The organism is Klebsiella sp. BIGb0407, from assembly GCF_024807845.1.
In the GTDB taxonomy this organism is placed as follows: Bacteria; Pseudomonadota; Gammaproteobacteria; order Enterobacterales; family Enterobacteriaceae; genus JGM124.
In genome coordinates, this window is sequence record NZ_JANUEQ010000002.1 from 28,351 (window position 1) to 46,406 (window position 18,056).

An 18,056-nucleotide genomic window follows, 5' to 3' on the forward strand; every position below is an offset into this window, starting at 1 on the left:
CTGCGCATCTGCGCAGGCTGGTGCAAATGAACTGTACTCAGCTGAGTATCAAGAATTCTCACCAATCAATACCTCTGGGATTTAAACTGTAGCAGCGGGGTGCTCACTTCATCTATGGGTAAATAGCAACAGCAGACTGCAAAATGTAAGCAAAGGTTTGCCCTGCAATATATTCTTGACGAGAAGCTAAAAAACGAACAATAGACGACTAATTATTGAACTAACTTTTATTTTTCATCTTAATACTGTGAATTATCAAGCAGCATGGGGGGGAGTTCCTTGAAGTAAGTGGCAATTTCCGCAACACTGAGCCTCATGAAACATATCACGGGTAAAAAGGTCATTCATGGCGACAATTAAGGATGTAGCACAGCTCGCCGGAGTCTCGGTCGCCACGGTTTCCCGCGTGATTAATCACTCACCGAAAGCCAGTGCCGCTTCACGTGAGGCTGTTAATAATGCGATGAAGTCCTTGAACTATCATCCCAACGCTAACGCCCGCGCCCTGGCCCAGCAAAATACCAAAACGATTGGTCTGGTGGTCGGTGATGTCTCAGATCCCTTTTTTGGCGCAATGGTGAAAGCGGTAGAGCAGGTCTCCTATCACAGCGGTAATTTCTTGCTGATTGGCAATGGTTATCATAATGAAAAAAAAGAGACTCAGGCGATTGAACAACTGATGCGCCATCGCTGTGCGGCTCTGGTGGTTCATGCCAAGAAAACGCCTGACTCCCGGCTTATTCCCTTAATGGAACAAATACCTGGTATGGTGTTGATTAACCGTATCCTGCCTGGATTTGAACAGCGTTGTATCGCGCTTGATAATCGTTATGGCGCCTGGCTTGCCACACGTCATCTCATTCAGCAGGGGCATAGCCAGATAGGTTATCTCTGTTCTAATCATAAAATTTCTGATGCCGAAGAACGATTGCAGGGATACCTTGATGCTCTGCATGAGCATAATATCGTTGCCGATGAGCGGTTGATAACCTTTGGTGAGCCGGATGAGAGTGGCGGTGAACAGGCGATGACCGAACTGTTAAGCCACGGCAAAAATTTCACCGCGATAGCCTGTTATAACGATTCGATGGCTGCCGGTGCCATGGGTGTATTAAGTGATAATGGTCAGGATGTGCCGAATGCGATTTCGCTGATAGGTTTTGATGATATCTTGATTTCTCGTTATACACGTCCGCGCCTGACCACCGTCCGATATCCGATAGTCAATATGGCAACACAGGCCGCTGAACTGGCACTGGCGTTAGCCGAAAATACGCCACTGCCGGAAGTGACCCATATGTTTACGCCAACCCTGGTACGTCGCCACTCGGTACTGATGAACAATCGGCAAAAACGTTAGTTGGCCGTTGGTAGAGATGGACGCTAGTCGCCGGATAATCCAGCCCATCGCCGATATAATGCCAGCCAAACCGCTCGTAATAGTCTTTACAGGCGGAATAGAGGTAGAGCGTTTCAAAACCACATTCACGCGCATAGTGAATAACATGACTTTGTAGTTTCCCACCCAGGCCTTTACCCCGCTGACTTTCGTCAATATAGAGCGCCGCCAGCCAGGGCCAGAGATCCTGACGGCTAATCAGATCGCAGCGCCATAACCCCACAGTGCCGAGCAATCTTTCCCCCTCCACAGCAATAAACGTCAAAGGAAGTGCGCCTTCTTGCTGGCTGGAGTTAATAACAGAGGCAAAAAAATCCCGGCTATCGGAACTACCAAACTCCTGCCATATCCAGTCAGTGACTTGTTTAGCGTGATGTGGAGCCTGATATAACGGGATAATCTGCATAGAGACCTCAAATAGCGACTGGCAAAGACATCTTCACCAGTCAGATAGCTGAAGTGTAGCGGTTATTCAGTCAGATTACAGAATCTCTAGCGCCAGGAGCTCGGCAATAGTCTGACGACGACGAATCAAGCGTGCCTGACCGTTATCAAACAAGACTTCAGGCAGTAATGGACGGGTATTGTAGTTAGAAGACATCGACGCACCATAAGCCCCGGTATCATGCAGCACTAAGTAATCACCCACTTCAACCGCAGGTAGCAGACGCGTTTCTACTTTACCGCCTTCTTGCTGGGTAAATACATCGCCTGATTCACAGAGCGGGCCCGCCACCACGGTTTCCACAAGTCCTGTAGATTCCAGTGAGCGACCGTCATGTGGCAGAGCGGAAATATGGTGATAGCTGCCATACATTGACGGACGCATTAAGTCATTAAATCCGGCGTCAATCAGCACAAAGTGACGTGACCCCATCTCTTTGACTGCGCGAACCTGAGCGACCAGCACACCTGCTTCGGCGACCAGGAAGCGTCCTGGTTCAATTTCCAGTTTGACCGGGTGGCCCAAATGAGAGGCAATCACTTCCCGAGCGGCATTCCACAGGCCAAAATAGTGTTGGGTATCAATAGTTTCATCACCAATGTGGTAAGGAATAGATAGACCACCGCCCGCAGAGATAGCCTCCAGATCCTGACCAAAATCAATGACCTGGCTTACCATCGCCCCACAGACCTGCTCCAGATGACCATAATCAACCCCGGAACCGATATGCATATGCATACCGACTAACTGCAACTGGTAACGCTGCATCACTTCTAAAGCCTGCGGCAGGTCAGTATGCCAGATGCCGTGCTTGCTGTTCTCTCCACCCGTATTGGTTTTCTGACTATGACCATGACCAAAACCTGGGTTAATACGCAACCAGACACGGTGACCCGGCGATGCCGCGCCAAGCTGATGCAGCATATCGACAGAACCAATATTCACGGCAATTTTATGCTCGGCAACCAGCGCAAGCGTTGCATCGTCAATCACATCAGCAGTAAAAACGATATCGTCCGGATTTTCTGACGGCTGATAGCCTGCGGCCAGAGCGCGTTCGATTTCCCCCTGAGAAACAGAGTCGACTTTGACGCCCTGCTCACGCATCAGTTTAAGGATATGAATATTCGAGCAGGCTTTCTGCGCAAAACGAATCACATCAAACTGACGTAACTGCTCAATTTGATGACGGATAATATCCGCATCATAAGCCCAGATCGGGCAGCCATATTCGGTCGCCAGGGCCAGTAAATTCTGGGTATTCAGTGCAGTTGTGGTATCCGTTAACAGGCGAGGCATAGTGAACTCCGACAAATAATTATTTTCAGTATTACGCCATAATTCATATCAGATAAAAAATATCGTTTTCTCGCCAGTCTATTCAAATATGATATGGGAAAAAGGAGACAACTATGCCAGCCATCACGCTACGTCATATTGAAATATTTCGGGCCGTCATCACTGCGGGTAATTTGACCGAGGCAGCGGCCTTGCTGCATACCTCCCAGCCAACCATTAGCCGGGAGCTGGCTCGGTTTGAAAAACTCATAGATTTACAGCTATTTGAGCGAAGCCGCGGGCGTTTACACCCCACGGTGCAAGGATTGCGGTTATTTGAAGAGGTACAGCGTTCCTGGTACGGTCTCGACCGTATTTTGAATGCCGCTGAAAGCCTGCGTGAGTTTCGTCAGGGCGAACTTTCTGTTGCCTGTTTACCGGTGTTTTCTCAGTCTTTTTTGCCTCGTTTACTGCAACCTTTTCTGGCGCGTTATCCCGACCTGAGTCTGAATATTATTCCCCAGGAGTCGCCGTTGCTTGAAGAATGGCTTTCGGCCCAGCGTCATGATTTAGGCTTAACGGAAAATAGTCTGACTCCGGCAGGAACAGAACGCCTGACGTTGCTGACCCTCAACGAAGTCTGCGTCCTTCCTGCCGGGCATAGATTAGCGACGAAAAAGGTACTGACACCGCAGGATTTTACTGGCGAAAATTATATTAGCCTGTCGCCAACGGACAGCTACCGTCAGTTACTGGACGCGTTATTTCAGGAATTTAATATTAAACGACGTATGGTGGTTGAAACCCACAGCGCCGCCTCTGTATGTGCCATGGTCAAAGCGGGTGTGGGGATATCAATCGTAAATCCACTGACGGCGCTGGACTATCAGGGACAGGGGCTGGTGGTAAAGCGGTTCAGTGAATCAGTTCCTTTCACGGTAAGCTTAATTCGTCCCTTACACCGCCCCACCTCAGCCCTGGTTAACGCATTTAGTGAGCATTTGCAGCGGCACAGCCATCAATATAGTGACTCACTTAATGCTCTGCTAAATAACTAATTTACGACTCGGTAACTAGCTGCCTCTGAGGCGTTGCACCCTTAAAGGTAATCAGGCAGATAATCAAACCGATGACCGCCAGGCCGGCTGCGGCGACAGGCACGACCGTGAGGCCAAAACCGCCACCAATAACCACGCCGCCTACCCAAGCCCCAAGCGCATTGCCAACGTTAAAGGCAGCAATATTCAAGGTAGAGACCAGGTTAGGTGCATTTTTACCGTGAGCCAGCACATTAATTTGTAAGGCTGGTACAGTGGCAAAAGTTGCGATAGCCCATAAAAATAACGTGATTTCAGCAAGCCAGGTATCATGGCTGGTCCAGCGGAACAGCAGTGAAAATAGCGCTATCAGGCTAAAGCTCAGTAACAAACTGAATGAAACCCGCCAGTCAGCCAGCCGGCCGCCGAGAATATTACCGATAGTCAGACCGCCACCAATCAGAAACAGTGTCCAGCTCACGCCTTCAGGTGTGATACCGGTAATGTCTAATAGCATTGGTGCGATGTAGCTAAATAAGGCGAACATCGCCGCGGCAAAAAAGACCGTCATGCTCAGAGATAGCCATAACTTGCCATTAGCCAGCGCTTTGACTTCCGCTTTAATGTCGGTGGCTTCAGCATTTTTTTGTGTCGGCAGGCTGATAATCAGGCAGATAAAAGCCAGAATACCGATGACAGAAACGCCCCAGAAAGTCGCTCGCCAGCCATAAAGCTGACCAAACGCCGTACCTAAAGGTACACCTAGCACATTAGCTAGCGTCAGGCCGGTAAACATCAACGCCACGGCTGAAGCTTTACGCCCCTCCGGCACCAGGCTTGCGGCAACCACAGCACCAATACCAAAGAAGGCACCATGACAAAGCGCGGTAATAATCCGTGCCAGCATCAGGAACTCGTAATTCAGGGCAATTGCACATAATGCATTACCGACAATAAAAATAATCATCAGTAGCGATAATGACAACTTACGCGGGAGGCGTGCGGTGAGTAACGCCATAATTGGAGCACCAATCGCTACCCCCAATGCGTATCCACTGATTAACCAGCCGGCTGTCGGAATCGAAATCGTCAGGCTTTCGGCCACTTCGGGCAATAAGCCCATAATCACAAACTCAGTGGTACCAATGGCAAAGGCGCTGATTGCCAGCGCCAGTAAAGAAACAGGCATAAAACGCCCCCAATTTCAGTCAACGAAAAAGCGGTAGTCTTATGCCTGCCCGCCTGGATTAAGGTCTGCATGTTTTGCTTAGCCATTCTGCAGCCCTGCATAGCCGGTGGCAAAATGTAGCTAAAACGTGATCTCATTCACAGGTTTATAACACAAGTCGTATTGCTGGGGAAACCGATGGCCGGGATAACTACTTGCTCAGCATAAAGTCAACCGCTGCCTGAGCATGAATGGCTGTGGTATCAAAAACCGGTATTGAACAGTCATTCTGATCAAGCAACATGCCTATTTCAGTACAACCGAAAATAACACCCTCGGCCCCTAGCTCTTGTAATTCATTGATAATTTGCTGGTAATAACGTTTTGATGCCGGATGAATAACCCCATGGCAAAGTTCATCAAAAATAACCTGATTAATTTTCATTCGCTGAGTTTCATCGGGAATAAGCGAGGTAATACCAAATGAGTCTTTTAGTCGCCCGCGATAGAAATCCTGTTCCATGGTGTAGCGGGTCCCCAGTAACGCAATTTGCCTTAATCCGGCATTACGAATCACCTGACCAGTTGCATCGGCAATATGCAGAATAGGTAGTGAGCAACGAGCTTCAATCTGTGGCACGACTTTATGCATGGTATTAGTACAGAGCATAATGCCATCAGCCCCAGCTTTTTCCAGCCCTGAGGCCGCATCCGCCAGTATCTCACCCGCTTTATCCCATGTACCCGCGGCCTGACAAGCCTCTATTTCATAGAAATCAACGCTATGCAGTAAAATCTTAGCAGAGTGCAGTCCACCTAAATGGTTATTAATCCCTTGATTGATGAGGCGATAATACGGAATTGTTGATTCCCAGCTCATACCGCCTAACAGTCCAATTGTTTTCATCATATCCACCTTTATTGTGACGCGGTTTCTATCAAAATGAAGAGGCTAGCAAAGCATTTTCCGGTCTGCAATTATCTTGACTCGATTATCACAAGAGTTTTTTTCATCCAGGGATACAGCGGTCTTAGCGAGACAACCAGCCACCGTCAACCGCCACGGTATAACCATTAACATAGTCTGAAGCCGCAGAAGCGAGAAAGACCACCGGCCCTTTAAAGTCTGATGGTTTTCCCCAGCGTCCGGCCGGGATACGATCGAGAATTTCGCCACTACGCTGCTCATCGTCGCGCAGTTGCTGAGTATTATTGGTAGCAATATAGCCCGGAGCAATCGCGTTCACATTGATACCGTGTTTAGCCCACTCATTTGCCAGCAAACGCGTAACGCCCATCACGGCACTCTTAGACGCCGTATAAGAAGGAACACGAACACCGCCCTGGAAAGAGAGCATAGAAGCGATATTAATAATTTTTCCGCCCGTCCCTTGGGCAATAAAATGTTTTGCCGCGGCCTGAGACATAAAAAAGACGGATTTGATATTAACATTCATCACGTCATCCCAGTCTTGCTCACTGAATTCAAGCGCATCCTGGCGGCGGATAAGCCCGGCATTGTTCACCAGAATATCGATATGTCCAAATTCTGCGACCGCGGTATCCAGTAACTCCGGAATACCATCGATACTGCCCAGATCGGCTTTCAGGCTCAGAAAACGGCGGCCCAGAGCAGTCACTCGCTCGATGGTTTCTGTCGGTTCCGATCGATTCAGACCGACAATATCGCACCCCGCCTCTGCCAGTCCAATAGCCATATCCTGGCCTAACCCCGTATTACAGCCTGAAACCACTGCGACCTTACCCGCTAAAGAAAATGAATCCAGAATCATAAGAGTTTCCTTTGTTGGGCCTCTGTTTAAGGCCTTATCTATAAGGTAAAAAAAACCGTGTATCGCTCTATTTCCTTAACAAGAAAATAACAAATCGCGATCAATATAGTTGGATGATATGAGTTTTAAAATATTATTTCAATTAAATATAAAACATCGTTTCATTTTTATTGATTTGTTTATGTTTTAATATTTATGCCCGGCATAGCGGGCAGGGAAAATCGCCGATGCTCAGGGGTGAGATGGTCTCAAAGTAATGCGGGAAATATTAGTTTATCAATAAGTTAGAAGTAACAGATGATAACCTGGCTGAACGATGTGTTTCAGCAAGCAGCATTCAGCCAGGTATTTTTTAACGAACGCTCTGAGTCATCTCTCCCATCACAAACGCCAGGTTAGCGACGGCAACCAGCACCGATGTGCGGGCATCTATCTCAAGCTGCTGCGCCAGCAGCAAGTTATTCGCCGCTTCATTGGCGACCGTGATAGTACCCACGCCATGCTTATAGGCATCAAAAGCCGCGTCATAGGTGATCAAAGCCGTTTTAACCAGGTTTACTGAAGCGGTATTAGAGGCGATTGCTGATTCCAGCACATCACCAGAAACTACGATCTCGCGAGCCGCCATCTCCCGGGTTTTCTCAAAGGTTTCGTGAGCACTGGCTGCACGAGACTGCGCTTCCTGTACCCGTATCGCACGCATTCCACCGTCATATAAAGGCAGGCTGATACCTAGCAGAATATTTGATGCTGAGGTTTGCGGTCCGATGCTGGGGAGTCCCTGAATATCAAAACTGGTACGCGCGTGAGCCAGCCCACCGGCCATAACAATTTTCGGCATATAGCTGGCTTCTGCGGCGGTGATCCCTTCTTTAGCGGCCTGAGCCAGAGCATAGCTGGCCAGCACGTCCGGACGACGAGCAAGTGCTTGCTCTATCATCTTCTGACTCGGCTGAATCACCTTCAATGATGGCGCTTTATATTCAGGAGCATCGACGTCGAGTTTGGAATTAGCGGGCAAGCCGGTCGAGGCAAGTAATGCCTGTTTAGCATCCCGCTGCATGCCCTGGGCAACGACACGGTTAAGCTCAGCCTGGGCTACCAGCTGTGTAACCTGGGCGACTTCCAGTGAAGTGCCAACCCCTTGCTGCCTTTTTGCTTCGGCGGCTGCGAGAATTTTTTTACTGTTCTGCAGCATTTCTTCAGTTTTTTTGTAGCGTGCCTGAGCAGCACCATATTGATAGTAAGTCCGCGTCACATCATAAATAATTTTTTGATGTATGCCGTTGAAGCCAATATTGGCCGCAAATGAGACATGCTCTGCAGCGTTGACTAACGCTCTGCGCTGACCAAAATCAAACACCAGCCACTGGAGTACCAGCGCCGGGATCACGGCATGAGAGTTGGTTTCCAGGTTTTTCTGCCCGAGAATATTCGCCGGTAGCGGTGTACGCGTGTGCTGATACCCACCTATCACATTGGCTGAAATCATCGGCAAAAATAGTGTCTCACTCAAACCCACAGCTAAAGCAGCCTGACGCGCTTGCTGCCAGGCTATTCGCGTATCCGGATTTTCTAACTGAGCAATATTAATCAGCTCTGGCAGCGAGTAAGCATGGTTTTGCTCAATTTTTGGCACGAGCGGTGTATCCAGAATCTGTCTGTTTTCAGGTACTGAAAACGAATCAGTCACTGCCTGGCTTGTTTGCCCTGAAGGCTGCCATGGCGTTGAAGGCGATGCTGGCGCACGTTTTACTGAGTCAGTCACACAAGCACTGAGTAGTGAAGCAATGGTGATTGCCAGAAGCATCTTTGTGGCTATTTTTTTATCCATATGCACCATGGGCCCCTTCATTTTAGAAGTCCCTCAAGTCTGGTTAAACTACGTCTCAGGGCATCTTGTGCAGCCACAGGTTCAGGCGGAAATTCAGCATCAGTCACTTCAGTTTTATCGGTTTGTTCTGGTGAGACCGACTGACTGCTACACAAAGCTTTTAGCCTTTCTTTATCGGCTGCATCTCTTGCCATCGGTAAGAATAGCACTCGACAAGCTACGTCTATTTCCAGCAATATTTTCGTCAACCGTTGATATTCCTCGGTTGAAGGACGTAAGTGTTTAGGTTCAAAAGGAACTAACCGGAGTGACTCTATCGTTTTTGCAATCGACTGTTCGATACGAGCCGCCTGCAAGGTCACCTGCATTCTGGCCTGCTGCGGTAATTCAGAAAGAATTGATAAATCTTTTAAGTTATTACGAATGCTGGAACGCACTGAATCAACAATACCGACTGGCCACAGGTGGGTGAAAATAACATAAATAACCACATTCCCCAGCAGGACACCGAGGATACGTCCGGTCGCAACATCTAAATCATCGCTGGGTGCAAACCCATGTAATACAGTCAGCAGAAAAGCCAGTCCTACCTGAATTCCGGCGTAAGCAATACGTTCATTCCCTGTTGAAATCCAGGCTGAAAGAAGCAGTGCGATAAAGACTAAAATCATCAACTGACCAATATCATCCATCCCCGGAACAATAAAAATCAGCGATAACATGCCCATAGTGGCACCAATCAGGCATCCGGTAATACGCAACACCAGTTTATGCACTGTTTCTCCGGTGGTACCGAGCACAGCAACATAGCAGGTTATCATAGCCGTATGGATGCTTTGCCAGTCCAGTAAAGTGTAAGTGAGATAACAGATCACACTTGCCAGCGTGGTTTTTAAAGCAAAATAACGGTGAACCGGATTGGTCAGTGCATCGGGGGCGAAGAAAGGCGTCTTTACACCAGCAGGCAGAGGCTTATCGTCGAGTGTAGCCAGCGCAGTCAAGGCATTAGCAACCTCATTATCCACTTCCTGAGACGACCATTCAGGTAAATCAGGTATACGTTTAAGCGCCAGTTGTTGGGCAGCATTGCTACACCAGTCGGCCATTTTCAGACGTGTCGCTTCAGGTAAGGTTTCGGCTAGTTCAGAGACTGCCATTAAGACCCGATAGCTGTTGACGACAGCCGCCGGCAGCCATTTGTTTTCAGCGCCTCGTCCAAGATGAAACGCCTTCACAAACCCTGCACGTTGTGCCAAATCACTTTGGTCATCCAGGAGCTGTAAGCGTACTTGTCTTATCTGGGTAACATCCGGATCACGTAGCGCCGCTGCCGCAATCTTCAAACGTTCGGTCAGGCTTTCATAAACCAGCATCGCCGGTGAACGGCCAAACAAATAATTAAAGATAAGTAGCAGTAACATGGGTGAAGCTGTCATCAGCCAGGCATAGAGTATAGCCCGGGTGGCTATTTCACCGGTGGGAGCAAAACCAATGAGTCCCATAATAAAGGCGATAACCAGTGCGATAATACTCCCAACTTCTCCTAACTGGCTGGCTGAGCCAAGCCATAAAAAGAAAAAGGAGCTGGAGATTAATATTGCCATGCGCAGAGGACCATATTCCAGGGTCATCGGCAGAACAAGAATAATTAAACCCACCACAATGGTGACAAGTATGATAATAGCCACCGCCATTATCATACTTGTCACCGCATCTGGTTTCATGATGAACAGAATCAGATAACAGCTGATAGCAGACTCTGGAATGCCGTAAAACATTGCGACAAAGCTCATCAGTGCCGTTAAGGCACCGATGCGCCATGCCATTGCAAAGCGGCCAGGAAAATAGCGCAGATCTGCTTTGACCTGGCGAAACATAGAGTGGCCAAGATTATCAGCAATCATTGTCATTTCGCACAATAGTAACGGCTGTTGCCCCGACTCTCATTAAGTCAGGCGGCGGATTATCCAGCAAAATCCTTACCGGGAAACGTTGCTCCACACGCACCCAATTCAATGATTTAGGTACATAAGGTAAACTACGAGGAATATTCAGTTGCTCATCTGACATCACTCCCCAGCCAATACCCTGTACTCGACCTTTCATGGTTCTGCTGCGATCGGCCAGGACATAAACAGTGGCACAGTTACCAATCTTGATATTCCCAAGGTCGGTTTCCCGGTAATAGGCCGCTGCATGCCATTGCTGGGTATCAATCAAGGTGAAGATTACCTGATCGGGTATCACAAACTCACCCGAAGAGGTTCTGAGTCCGACGACTAGCCCATCATGGGGAGCACGAACCTCAGTATGAGCCAGCATTCTTTCTGCTATCGCTAGCGCAGCACGACGGGCACTGACCAGCGCCTGAGTACTGTCTGTATTACTGACCAGCGCTTCAGCAGCTACCGACTGCTTTAACGCTTGCTGTAGCATCACCTCAGCATTACGTTTGATAGTGGTAGCATCATCAACCTGTTGCTTAGTCACATAGCCTTTTGCTTCAAGCGGTTTCAGACGAGCCAGGGTCTGGGTCGCCAGTTGCAAGTTAGTTCGAGCAGCGGTTATCTGGTCGTTGGTAATACCCGAATTAGACTGCTCTGCAATAACGGTGCGATGCTGCGTATCCATAGCCGCTTCAGCTATTTTCAAATCGGCACGAGCCTGTTCGACTTGAAGCCGGTAAACATAAGGGTCAATAGTAAATAACAGATCGCCTTTTTTGACCCGGCTGTTTTCCATCACATGAATGGACTCTATACGTCCAGGAACTTCACTACTTACTCTTACAACGTTACTGCCGATAACCGCATCCTCCGACATCGGATTGTGCGAACTTTCTTTCAGGATGTACCACCCCGAGATAATAGCGGCGAGAACGATGATGACTCCAATAGCGATAGCTATTTTAGATTTCGACCCTGATGAATGAGTATTGTCCATTTTTTAGCCCATAAAGAAGAGCAAAGCCGAGATGAATGACACCGTAAGCATCAGACAAAGATAAACCAGCAAACGCAGGGGTAGCACGTCATCAATACCGGTTTTAATAAATATCACCCGTACGATAATGGCTACCACCAGACCTATTGCCGCACATACCATCCAGTAAGGGATAAATGATCCAAGGAGTGTAAAGGCAGGAGCCCCGACCTGCACACATCCTGTCAGTACTAATGTACTGATAGTCACCAGGATTAACGGGTGATGACGCAACGAATTTCTGGTCAGTGTTGAATAACACCGACTCAGAAATGCCATCATCTTATGTTCCATTATTTCAACTCCCTGAATAATATCTGTGATTTTTAGTCTGCGACTGAGTATCACAGGGTATATTTAAAAATAGCCCCTTCTTTCATAATCAGTTTGAAAGATTCTTCTGGTTGGGCAATTAAATCTATATTTTCTAAAGGATCGCCAGCGACAATAATCATATCAGCAAATGCGCCCTCTGCAATCACTCCCAGTTGACCGGGATAGGGGTTACGCGGACCAGACATAGCACAAAGTTCAGCATTCACACTGGTCGCCATTTTCAGGATCTCCAGCGGTGAGTACCAGCGTTTAAGTTTCGCCAGCTGCGCTCCCTGTCGCGTCGCAAGATGCTCATTAAACAGAGTATCTGTTCCCCAGGCAGTTTTAATCTTATATTTTTTCGCCAGTTGATAAGCCTTATCGGTACCATCTGACATAACCCGCTGTTTGGCCAGTGAAGCAGGTGTCGCCATCGGAACTGCATCTTCATCATTCAGGAATGGCTGTAAACACCACCACAGAGATTTATCGGCGATAATTTTGACCGTTTCTTCATCCAGCATTTGTCCATGCTCAATACACTTCACTCCCCCTTCAATCGCCATTTGTACCGCGTGAGGTGTATAAGCATGAACAGTCACATAGGTGCCCCAGTTTTCCGCAGCCGTCACCGCCGCTCGGATTTCGGCGACTGAGCCTTCGGTAACATCAATTCCGTCGTACATAGATGCTACACCGCCACCCGCCATATATTTAATTTGCGAGGCCCCTTTCATCAACTGTTCACGGGCTTTCAGCAAGACATTGTCTGCACCATCTGCCAGCGCGGTCATACCAATCTGTTCGATATAACTGAGCGCCCCCGCAGGGCGTGGAATTTCGTGCAGAAGACGGAAGTCACCGTGACCGCCAGTTTGTGAAATAAAAGCACCTGAAGGATAAATTCTTGGCCCGACGGCAACTTGTTCATCTATGGCACGTTTCAAGCCAAATACCGGGCCGCCCATATCTCTGACTGTGGTGAATCCACGCAATAAAGTCGACTGTGCTTCAGCAATCGCCAGGGCCTGAATATAGTTAAAGTCAGCAGTCATCGCCGTCATCATTGATGGACGCGCCATGATGGCATGCCAGTGGGCATCAATGAGGCCAGGCATTAATACTCCACCCTGCCCGTCAATGATTTCGGCATCTTCAGGTAGTGTGGTTTCAGCAGGTAACAGAGCGCTAATTTTATTACCATCAACAATAACTTGTAAGCCATCTCTGAGTTTGTCGGAGACGCCATCAAACACGCGCACATTAATAAAGACTTTAACCGCACGCGTTGCTTCAGTGTTCTGGCCTTTTGCTGATATCGCACCAGGAATGGCGGTTTTAACCGCAGCAGAACTGATTTGCGGTGCCTTGACCGCTTCCCGAGTCAGGACAGTATTAATGCGCTGAAAAGCCTTGCTGTGGCACAAACAAGGTTCATCATGTTCATGGCTATGGGGATGACTGGCAGCAGTGTTTGACATCAGGCAGAACTCCTTATGGCATTGATTTTAAAAATAGCGTTCACTCGTAATGACTGACTGGTACAGCTAATTATTATCTTATCTGGCACATAATGCCATTGCTATTATAGAAGCTTTCAGGATGGTTCTTTCAGTAGAGAATATACATATAGACGGATAACGGGTATAGACAAATATTATGCTGATTAAAACCGAAGAGCTGAGTATCGCAGAAGACTCTTTCAGGCCGAAATGAAGAGCAGTCTGCGATTTTTTACATTCAATTAACGATACAGATAAAAATAGGCGAGTGGAGATTATCAATAACATAACTATTTTCCATTTTAGTCATGCGCAGATAACGCCCTTCTTTAGGGGTGGTACTAAAAAACAAATTGTTCATCAAAGTATCATCAACAGTCTCAGAACTACGCAGTGAGGTAGTTATATCCGCGAGATGATAAACCGAGTCTCCCTGCTTTTCGTAGTTAAAATGATAGATTCTGGCTACATCAAAACTCCCGGCCGCAGTGTCAACTTTACCTGTCAGGTCAATAAGGCCACTGCCATTTTTTTGTAACTGTAAAAATATATTCAGCCCGGCATTAAATTGAGGATTATCATGTGTCAGTCGAAATGATGTTGAACAGTGAAAATAAACGCCTCCCCTGACTTCCCTTTCTGGAATTGAGAGTAAAAGAATTGATATCAAGATCATCATACAACTAATCAATAATACTATTTTTTTATTTTTAATTATTCGTTGCATAATCGGTACCATAATAGTTAAAGCAAGAAGATAAGGTACCTACCGTTCTGTCTCTAATAGAGCAATCGGCAAGGAAGACTCGACCCGGCTGATGATAAATCACATCATCAGAAAAACGGACATAATAAAGACTTTCCTCTTCACAACTAATGCCAAGTTTTCCCAAAATATGTCTGGTGATATCCATGTTTCGAGATTTCAAATTCTCCGCAATTGGCTTTAACGCAACAACCGGGCAATTATCAATCATACCGATAGGATAGGTCTGTTGAAATGTTACAAAGCTATCTTCATCATTGTTTTCAGAATGAAATACATAAAAAAGCAGTCCGGATAAAAATAAAATGGCTACAAACAATAAAATATATTGATAGGTAGACACACTGTCACCCGATTCTTCCACCGTTTTCTCAGCCACAGCTAAATCACCCTCAGGTTCCGAGTTATTCGCCGCTGAGATAATGGCCGCAGGCACAGAGAATCCCACTCTGGGAATCGTCACAATGATCTCATCGTTCAAGCCCAGAGTTCTGAACATCTGACGCAGATCGGAGATATATTTATTAAGACTATTTGTGGAAGCGCGTAGCCCATGAGCTTCCCAGACCTGGCTGAGAATATCGTCTTTAGTTACGTTTTCCCCATGTTTTTCAATTAAAAACAACAAAAGGCGAGACATTGTTATCGTCAAAGTAACGACCGCATGCGGCTCATTAGTCTGCTCGAGGGTATGGTTATCCGAATTAAATCGAAGAGTCTTATCAATAATGTAATGCACTCAGTGATCCTTGCGTGAAGCTGCTGAACCAGTAGCTAGACAGGCCTAGTATACTCAATATCAAGTTAAAATAAAAAATTTTAAAACCAAAATAGTTAGAACTAAAACCTGTAAATTGATTGTAAATGTTTATAAATCAGAATTTAAATCTGTCTTTTACGTTATAACCAATACAAATAGCCAAAAAAACGTTGATTCAATATAATTTGTTCGTCATTAAGAAATACCTGTAAAGCTTGCGACACATAAATGAGCCACAGCTGCTATGTGTCAGAAGTGACGGTAACTGAAGGTTGACTGGTTAAACAGTATCAGACCTTGTTCAGTAATGATGGAGTCGCTTAGCCATTGCTAACCGAGACAGTGATATTTTGATAACTTAAACATTACTCAGGAGCTTATTAAGAACATCTACGATAGTTAAAACAACAGTTCCAATAAATCAAAGATTATCCCTCTACATTATGGGTAATAAGTATGCTATCGCCTTAAATTTAATTCCAAAATGGAAAAGTACAATTATGAATATCAACAACCCCGTTATTTCGAATGACAGTTTTTTTAGTCTCGGCCTGAAATATTTATTAAGTAATGAACTCGTTAATGATTTCTTTACTATCATAGATCTCGATGACATATCTGAAAATGATATGCAAGACATCGCCAGCAGAGATAAAGAGGTTATTGGTTTCGCTTCTAATGATTTATCATCCTTATATGCCAATAAATTCATCAAAGTTCCAGTATTAGATAAAAGATGCAGCCTTAAAGATATTCTTAGCTACTTCATGATGAAAGACGAAAAAGGTATCTATCGCTCAAACACAAATCTGACAAAACGAGAAACAGAGATAGTCACTTTATTACGCAACGGATTTAGTCATGATCAGATAGCAAAAAAATTGAACATTGCAAATAAAACTATGTATTGCCATAAACGCAATCTTATGAAAAAACTCGGTTGTGAGAATCGTATCAACTTTCAAAAAATGTTGTTACAAACAAAATAATTAATCAATGCTCATCATTATTTAAGTTACCTGAATGTGATTGATGAAAGACAGCCTGGTTCAATCTCACCAAGGGTGCTGCTGCGAACCAAGACTGCTCGTAATAAACACTTATCTTTTTCTCATGATAATCGTCCAGCAAAGAGTAATGTGAATTTCTACTTATTACTCAATTGCTGAAATTATTTATTAGAGTGCCAATGACTTTAAATAGTGATGAGTAAATCAATTAAAACGTGCATATCATTCCATTATAAATGGTAAAAAGCCAATCAGAATCTTAAGTTATTAAAAATCATTTTCTCAATGGCGTTAAATTTATCATTCAAAATCACATCAAAACAATCAAACGTCATAAAAAAACTAAAAAACCAAAAAAACATTAACATAAAGCATAAATAACCAACAAAACATGATAACAAAGTGATATTACCCAACCAATTTAACATATGATGCTTTTTTCAGTTAAAAAACCATCGTTTATATTTATCAATAATCACACATTCAATAGGCTTACTCTTTGTGTGGAATTTATTATAAGTCATTTTCTTAAATTTTTAGCAGAAAAATAACAACTCACACCATTCCTAAGAAATGAATTCTATAATTCTGTATCACTTCACTTACTGCTCTGGAGTGATTCGCCAGATTACAGGTTATTTTTTAATACCCGATCAGTTTAAGAGGAACCAGACATCTCAGTTATGTATATGTCTGAAAAACCCATTTAGTACCAAAAACAATTCATAATGATAGTTTCTGTCGCTTTATCTTTTCTATTTTTTAGAAAAAATAAATCATACTAGCGATAACAAGGGGATAGATAAGAACACATCTGATCGTTTTATACCCTGTAAAAAACAATCTTGCTCACGTTATGCGTAACATGAGTTTAGTAACATCTTTTTTAGTGATTAAGATCGCATATTTGTTAGTAAATTCCCGCTTTTATACTCTGAGAAAAATTGCCTGCGTATTAATTACCTCTGAGGACCCATAATGACAACGCTTTTTTCTCTCGATAACAAACGCGCCCTCGTAACCGGCTCAGCCCGGGGAATAGGCTTTCTAATAGCACAAGGATTAGCACAAGCGGGTGCTGAAGTGATTATTAATGCCACCACCCAGGAAGGAGCTGAATGTGCAGCAACAGAACTGAGAAAGCAGGGTTTTAAAGCCCATGCTGTTGCTTTTAATGTCACCCAGTCAGCTGAAGTTAATCAGGCGATTGAGCATATCGAACAGAATATTGGTCCGATTGATATTCTGGTGAATAATGCCGGGATCCAGCGTCGTCATCCATTCCTTGAGTTCCCGGAACAGGAATGGAATGAAATCATTTCCGTTAACCAGACCGCCGTCTTCCTTGTTGCTCAGGCGGTTGCCCGTAATATGGCGGGTCGTATGCAAGGAAAAATTATTAACATTGGCTCAATGCAAAGCGAGCTCGGACGCGACACTATCACACCTTATGCTGCATCAAAGGGTGCTGTCGCTATGCTCACTAAAGGGATGTGTGTTGAGCTAGCTCGTTACAATATTCAGGTGAATGGTATTGCCCCTGGTTACTTTAAAACGGAAATGACCCAAGCACTAGCAGATGATGAAGCCTTCACAAATTGGCTATGTAAACGGACTCCAGCTGCACGCTGGGGAGATCCTGAAGAGTTGATTGGCGCTGCCGTTTTTCTTTCGGCTAAAGCCTCTAACTTTGTTAACGGACATCTACTCTTCGTTGATGGTGGAATGCGCGTAGCGGTATAAGGGTTTATCAATCAAGATAGCCGG

Annotated in this window: 16 protein-coding genes; 4 read left to right on the forward strand and 12 right to left on the reverse strand. The window is 45.5% G+C overall.

The annotated features are described in order from the left end of the window. Positions 1–346 precede the first annotated feature (346 nt). Entirely contained in the window at positions 347–1,360 is a 1,014-nt protein-coding gene (gene galR / locus M2387_RS07375; protein WP_259048404.1) for an HTH-type transcriptional regulator GalR, read from the forward strand. Here the strand turns inward: galR and M2387_RS07380 are convergent. After that, entirely contained in the window at positions 1,302–1,805 is a 504-nt protein-coding gene (locus M2387_RS07380) for a GNAT family N-acetyltransferase (RefSeq protein WP_259048406.1), read from the reverse strand. The genes galR and M2387_RS07380 overlap by 59 nt on opposite strands. Before the next feature lie 75 nt (positions 1,806–1,880). Continuing rightward, positions 1,881–3,143 (reverse strand): diaminopimelate decarboxylase, encoded by a 1,263-nt coding sequence (gene lysA, locus M2387_RS07385; protein WP_259048407.1) that lies wholly within the window; start codon positions 3,141–3,143, stop codon positions 1,881–1,883. 113 nt (positions 3,144–3,256) lie between these two features. Here lysA and M2387_RS07390 point away from each other — a divergent pair, with 113 nt between their 5' ends. After that, on the forward strand, positions 3,257–4,180 hold the full coding sequence (locus M2387_RS07390; protein ID WP_259048409.1) for a LysR family transcriptional regulator: 924 nt from the start codon (positions 3,257–3,259) through the stop codon (positions 4,178–4,180). Between the two features lies 1 nt (position 4,181). On the opposite strand, the gene M2387_RS07395 is transcribed toward M2387_RS07390, so the two are convergent. The 10 genes from M2387_RS07395 to M2387_RS07440 form a co-directional block, all read right to left on the reverse strand. Then, complete coding sequence (locus M2387_RS07395) at positions 4,182–5,348, reverse strand: MFS transporter (RefSeq protein ID WP_259048411.1); 1,167 nt, start codon at positions 5,346–5,348, stop codon at positions 4,182–4,184. 190 nt (positions 5,349–5,538) lie between these two features. Beyond that, the gene (locus M2387_RS07400) at positions 5,539–6,234 is read right to left on the reverse strand and encodes an amino acid racemase (RefSeq protein ID WP_259049013.1); all 696 of its coding nucleotides are present in this window, start codon (positions 6,232–6,234) and stop codon (positions 5,539–5,541) included. 124 nt (positions 6,235–6,358) lie between these two features. Beyond that, complete coding sequence (kduD, locus tag M2387_RS07405) at positions 6,359–7,120, reverse strand: 2-dehydro-3-deoxy-D-gluconate 5-dehydrogenase KduD (protein WP_259048412.1); 762 nt, start codon at positions 7,118–7,120, stop codon at positions 6,359–6,361. A gap of 352 nt (positions 7,121–7,472) precedes the next feature. Next, on the reverse strand, positions 7,473–8,975 hold the full coding sequence (locus tag M2387_RS07410; RefSeq protein WP_259048415.1) for a TolC family protein: 1,503 nt from the start codon (positions 8,973–8,975) through the stop codon (positions 7,473–7,475). After that, on the reverse strand, positions 8,972–10,864 hold the full coding sequence (locus M2387_RS07415; RefSeq protein ID WP_409039559.1) for an FUSC family protein: 1,893 nt from the start codon (positions 10,862–10,864) through the stop codon (positions 8,972–8,974). The genes M2387_RS07410 and M2387_RS07415 overlap by 4 nt, the downstream gene beginning before the upstream one ends. Beyond that, positions 10,848–11,897: a multidrug transporter subunit MdtN gene (gene mdtN, locus M2387_RS07420; RefSeq protein WP_259048419.1), complete on the reverse strand. Its 1,050-nt coding sequence runs from the start codon at positions 11,895–11,897 to the stop codon at positions 10,848–10,850. Before mdtN ends, M2387_RS07415 begins: the two co-directional genes overlap by 17 nt. 3 nt (positions 11,898–11,900) lie before the next feature. Then, positions 11,901–12,230, reverse strand: coding sequence for a YtcA family lipoprotein (locus M2387_RS07425; protein WP_259048421.1), 330 nt, complete (start codon positions 12,228–12,230; stop codon positions 11,901–11,903). A gap of 50 nt (positions 12,231–12,280) precedes the next feature. Further along, complete coding sequence (locus M2387_RS07430; RefSeq protein WP_259048424.1) at positions 12,281–13,732, reverse strand: metal-dependent hydrolase family protein; 1,452 nt, start codon at positions 13,730–13,732, stop codon at positions 12,281–12,283. A gap of 259 nt (positions 13,733–13,991) precedes the next feature. Then, on the reverse strand, positions 13,992–14,432 hold the full coding sequence (locus tag M2387_RS07435; RefSeq protein ID WP_259048426.1) for a hypothetical protein: 441 nt from the start codon (positions 14,430–14,432) through the stop codon (positions 13,992–13,994). Between the two features lie 31 nt (positions 14,433–14,463). After that, positions 14,464–15,258 (reverse strand): winged helix-turn-helix domain-containing protein, encoded by a 795-nt coding sequence (locus M2387_RS07440; protein ID WP_259048428.1) that lies wholly within the window; start codon positions 15,256–15,258, stop codon positions 14,464–14,466. Positions 15,259–15,779: 521 nt separating this feature from the next. Here M2387_RS07440 and M2387_RS07445 point away from each other — a divergent pair. Together M2387_RS07445 and idnO are read left to right on the forward strand one after the other, a co-directional pair. Then, positions 15,780–16,268 (forward strand): response regulator transcription factor, encoded by a 489-nt coding sequence (locus tag M2387_RS07445; protein WP_259048430.1) that lies wholly within the window; start codon positions 15,780–15,782, stop codon positions 16,266–16,268. A gap of 999 nt (positions 16,269–17,267) precedes the next feature. Next, on the forward strand, positions 17,268–18,032 hold the full coding sequence (idnO, locus tag M2387_RS07450; protein WP_259048431.1) for a gluconate 5-dehydrogenase: 765 nt from the start codon (positions 17,268–17,270) through the stop codon (positions 18,030–18,032). Positions 18,033–18,056 lie beyond the last annotated feature (24 nt).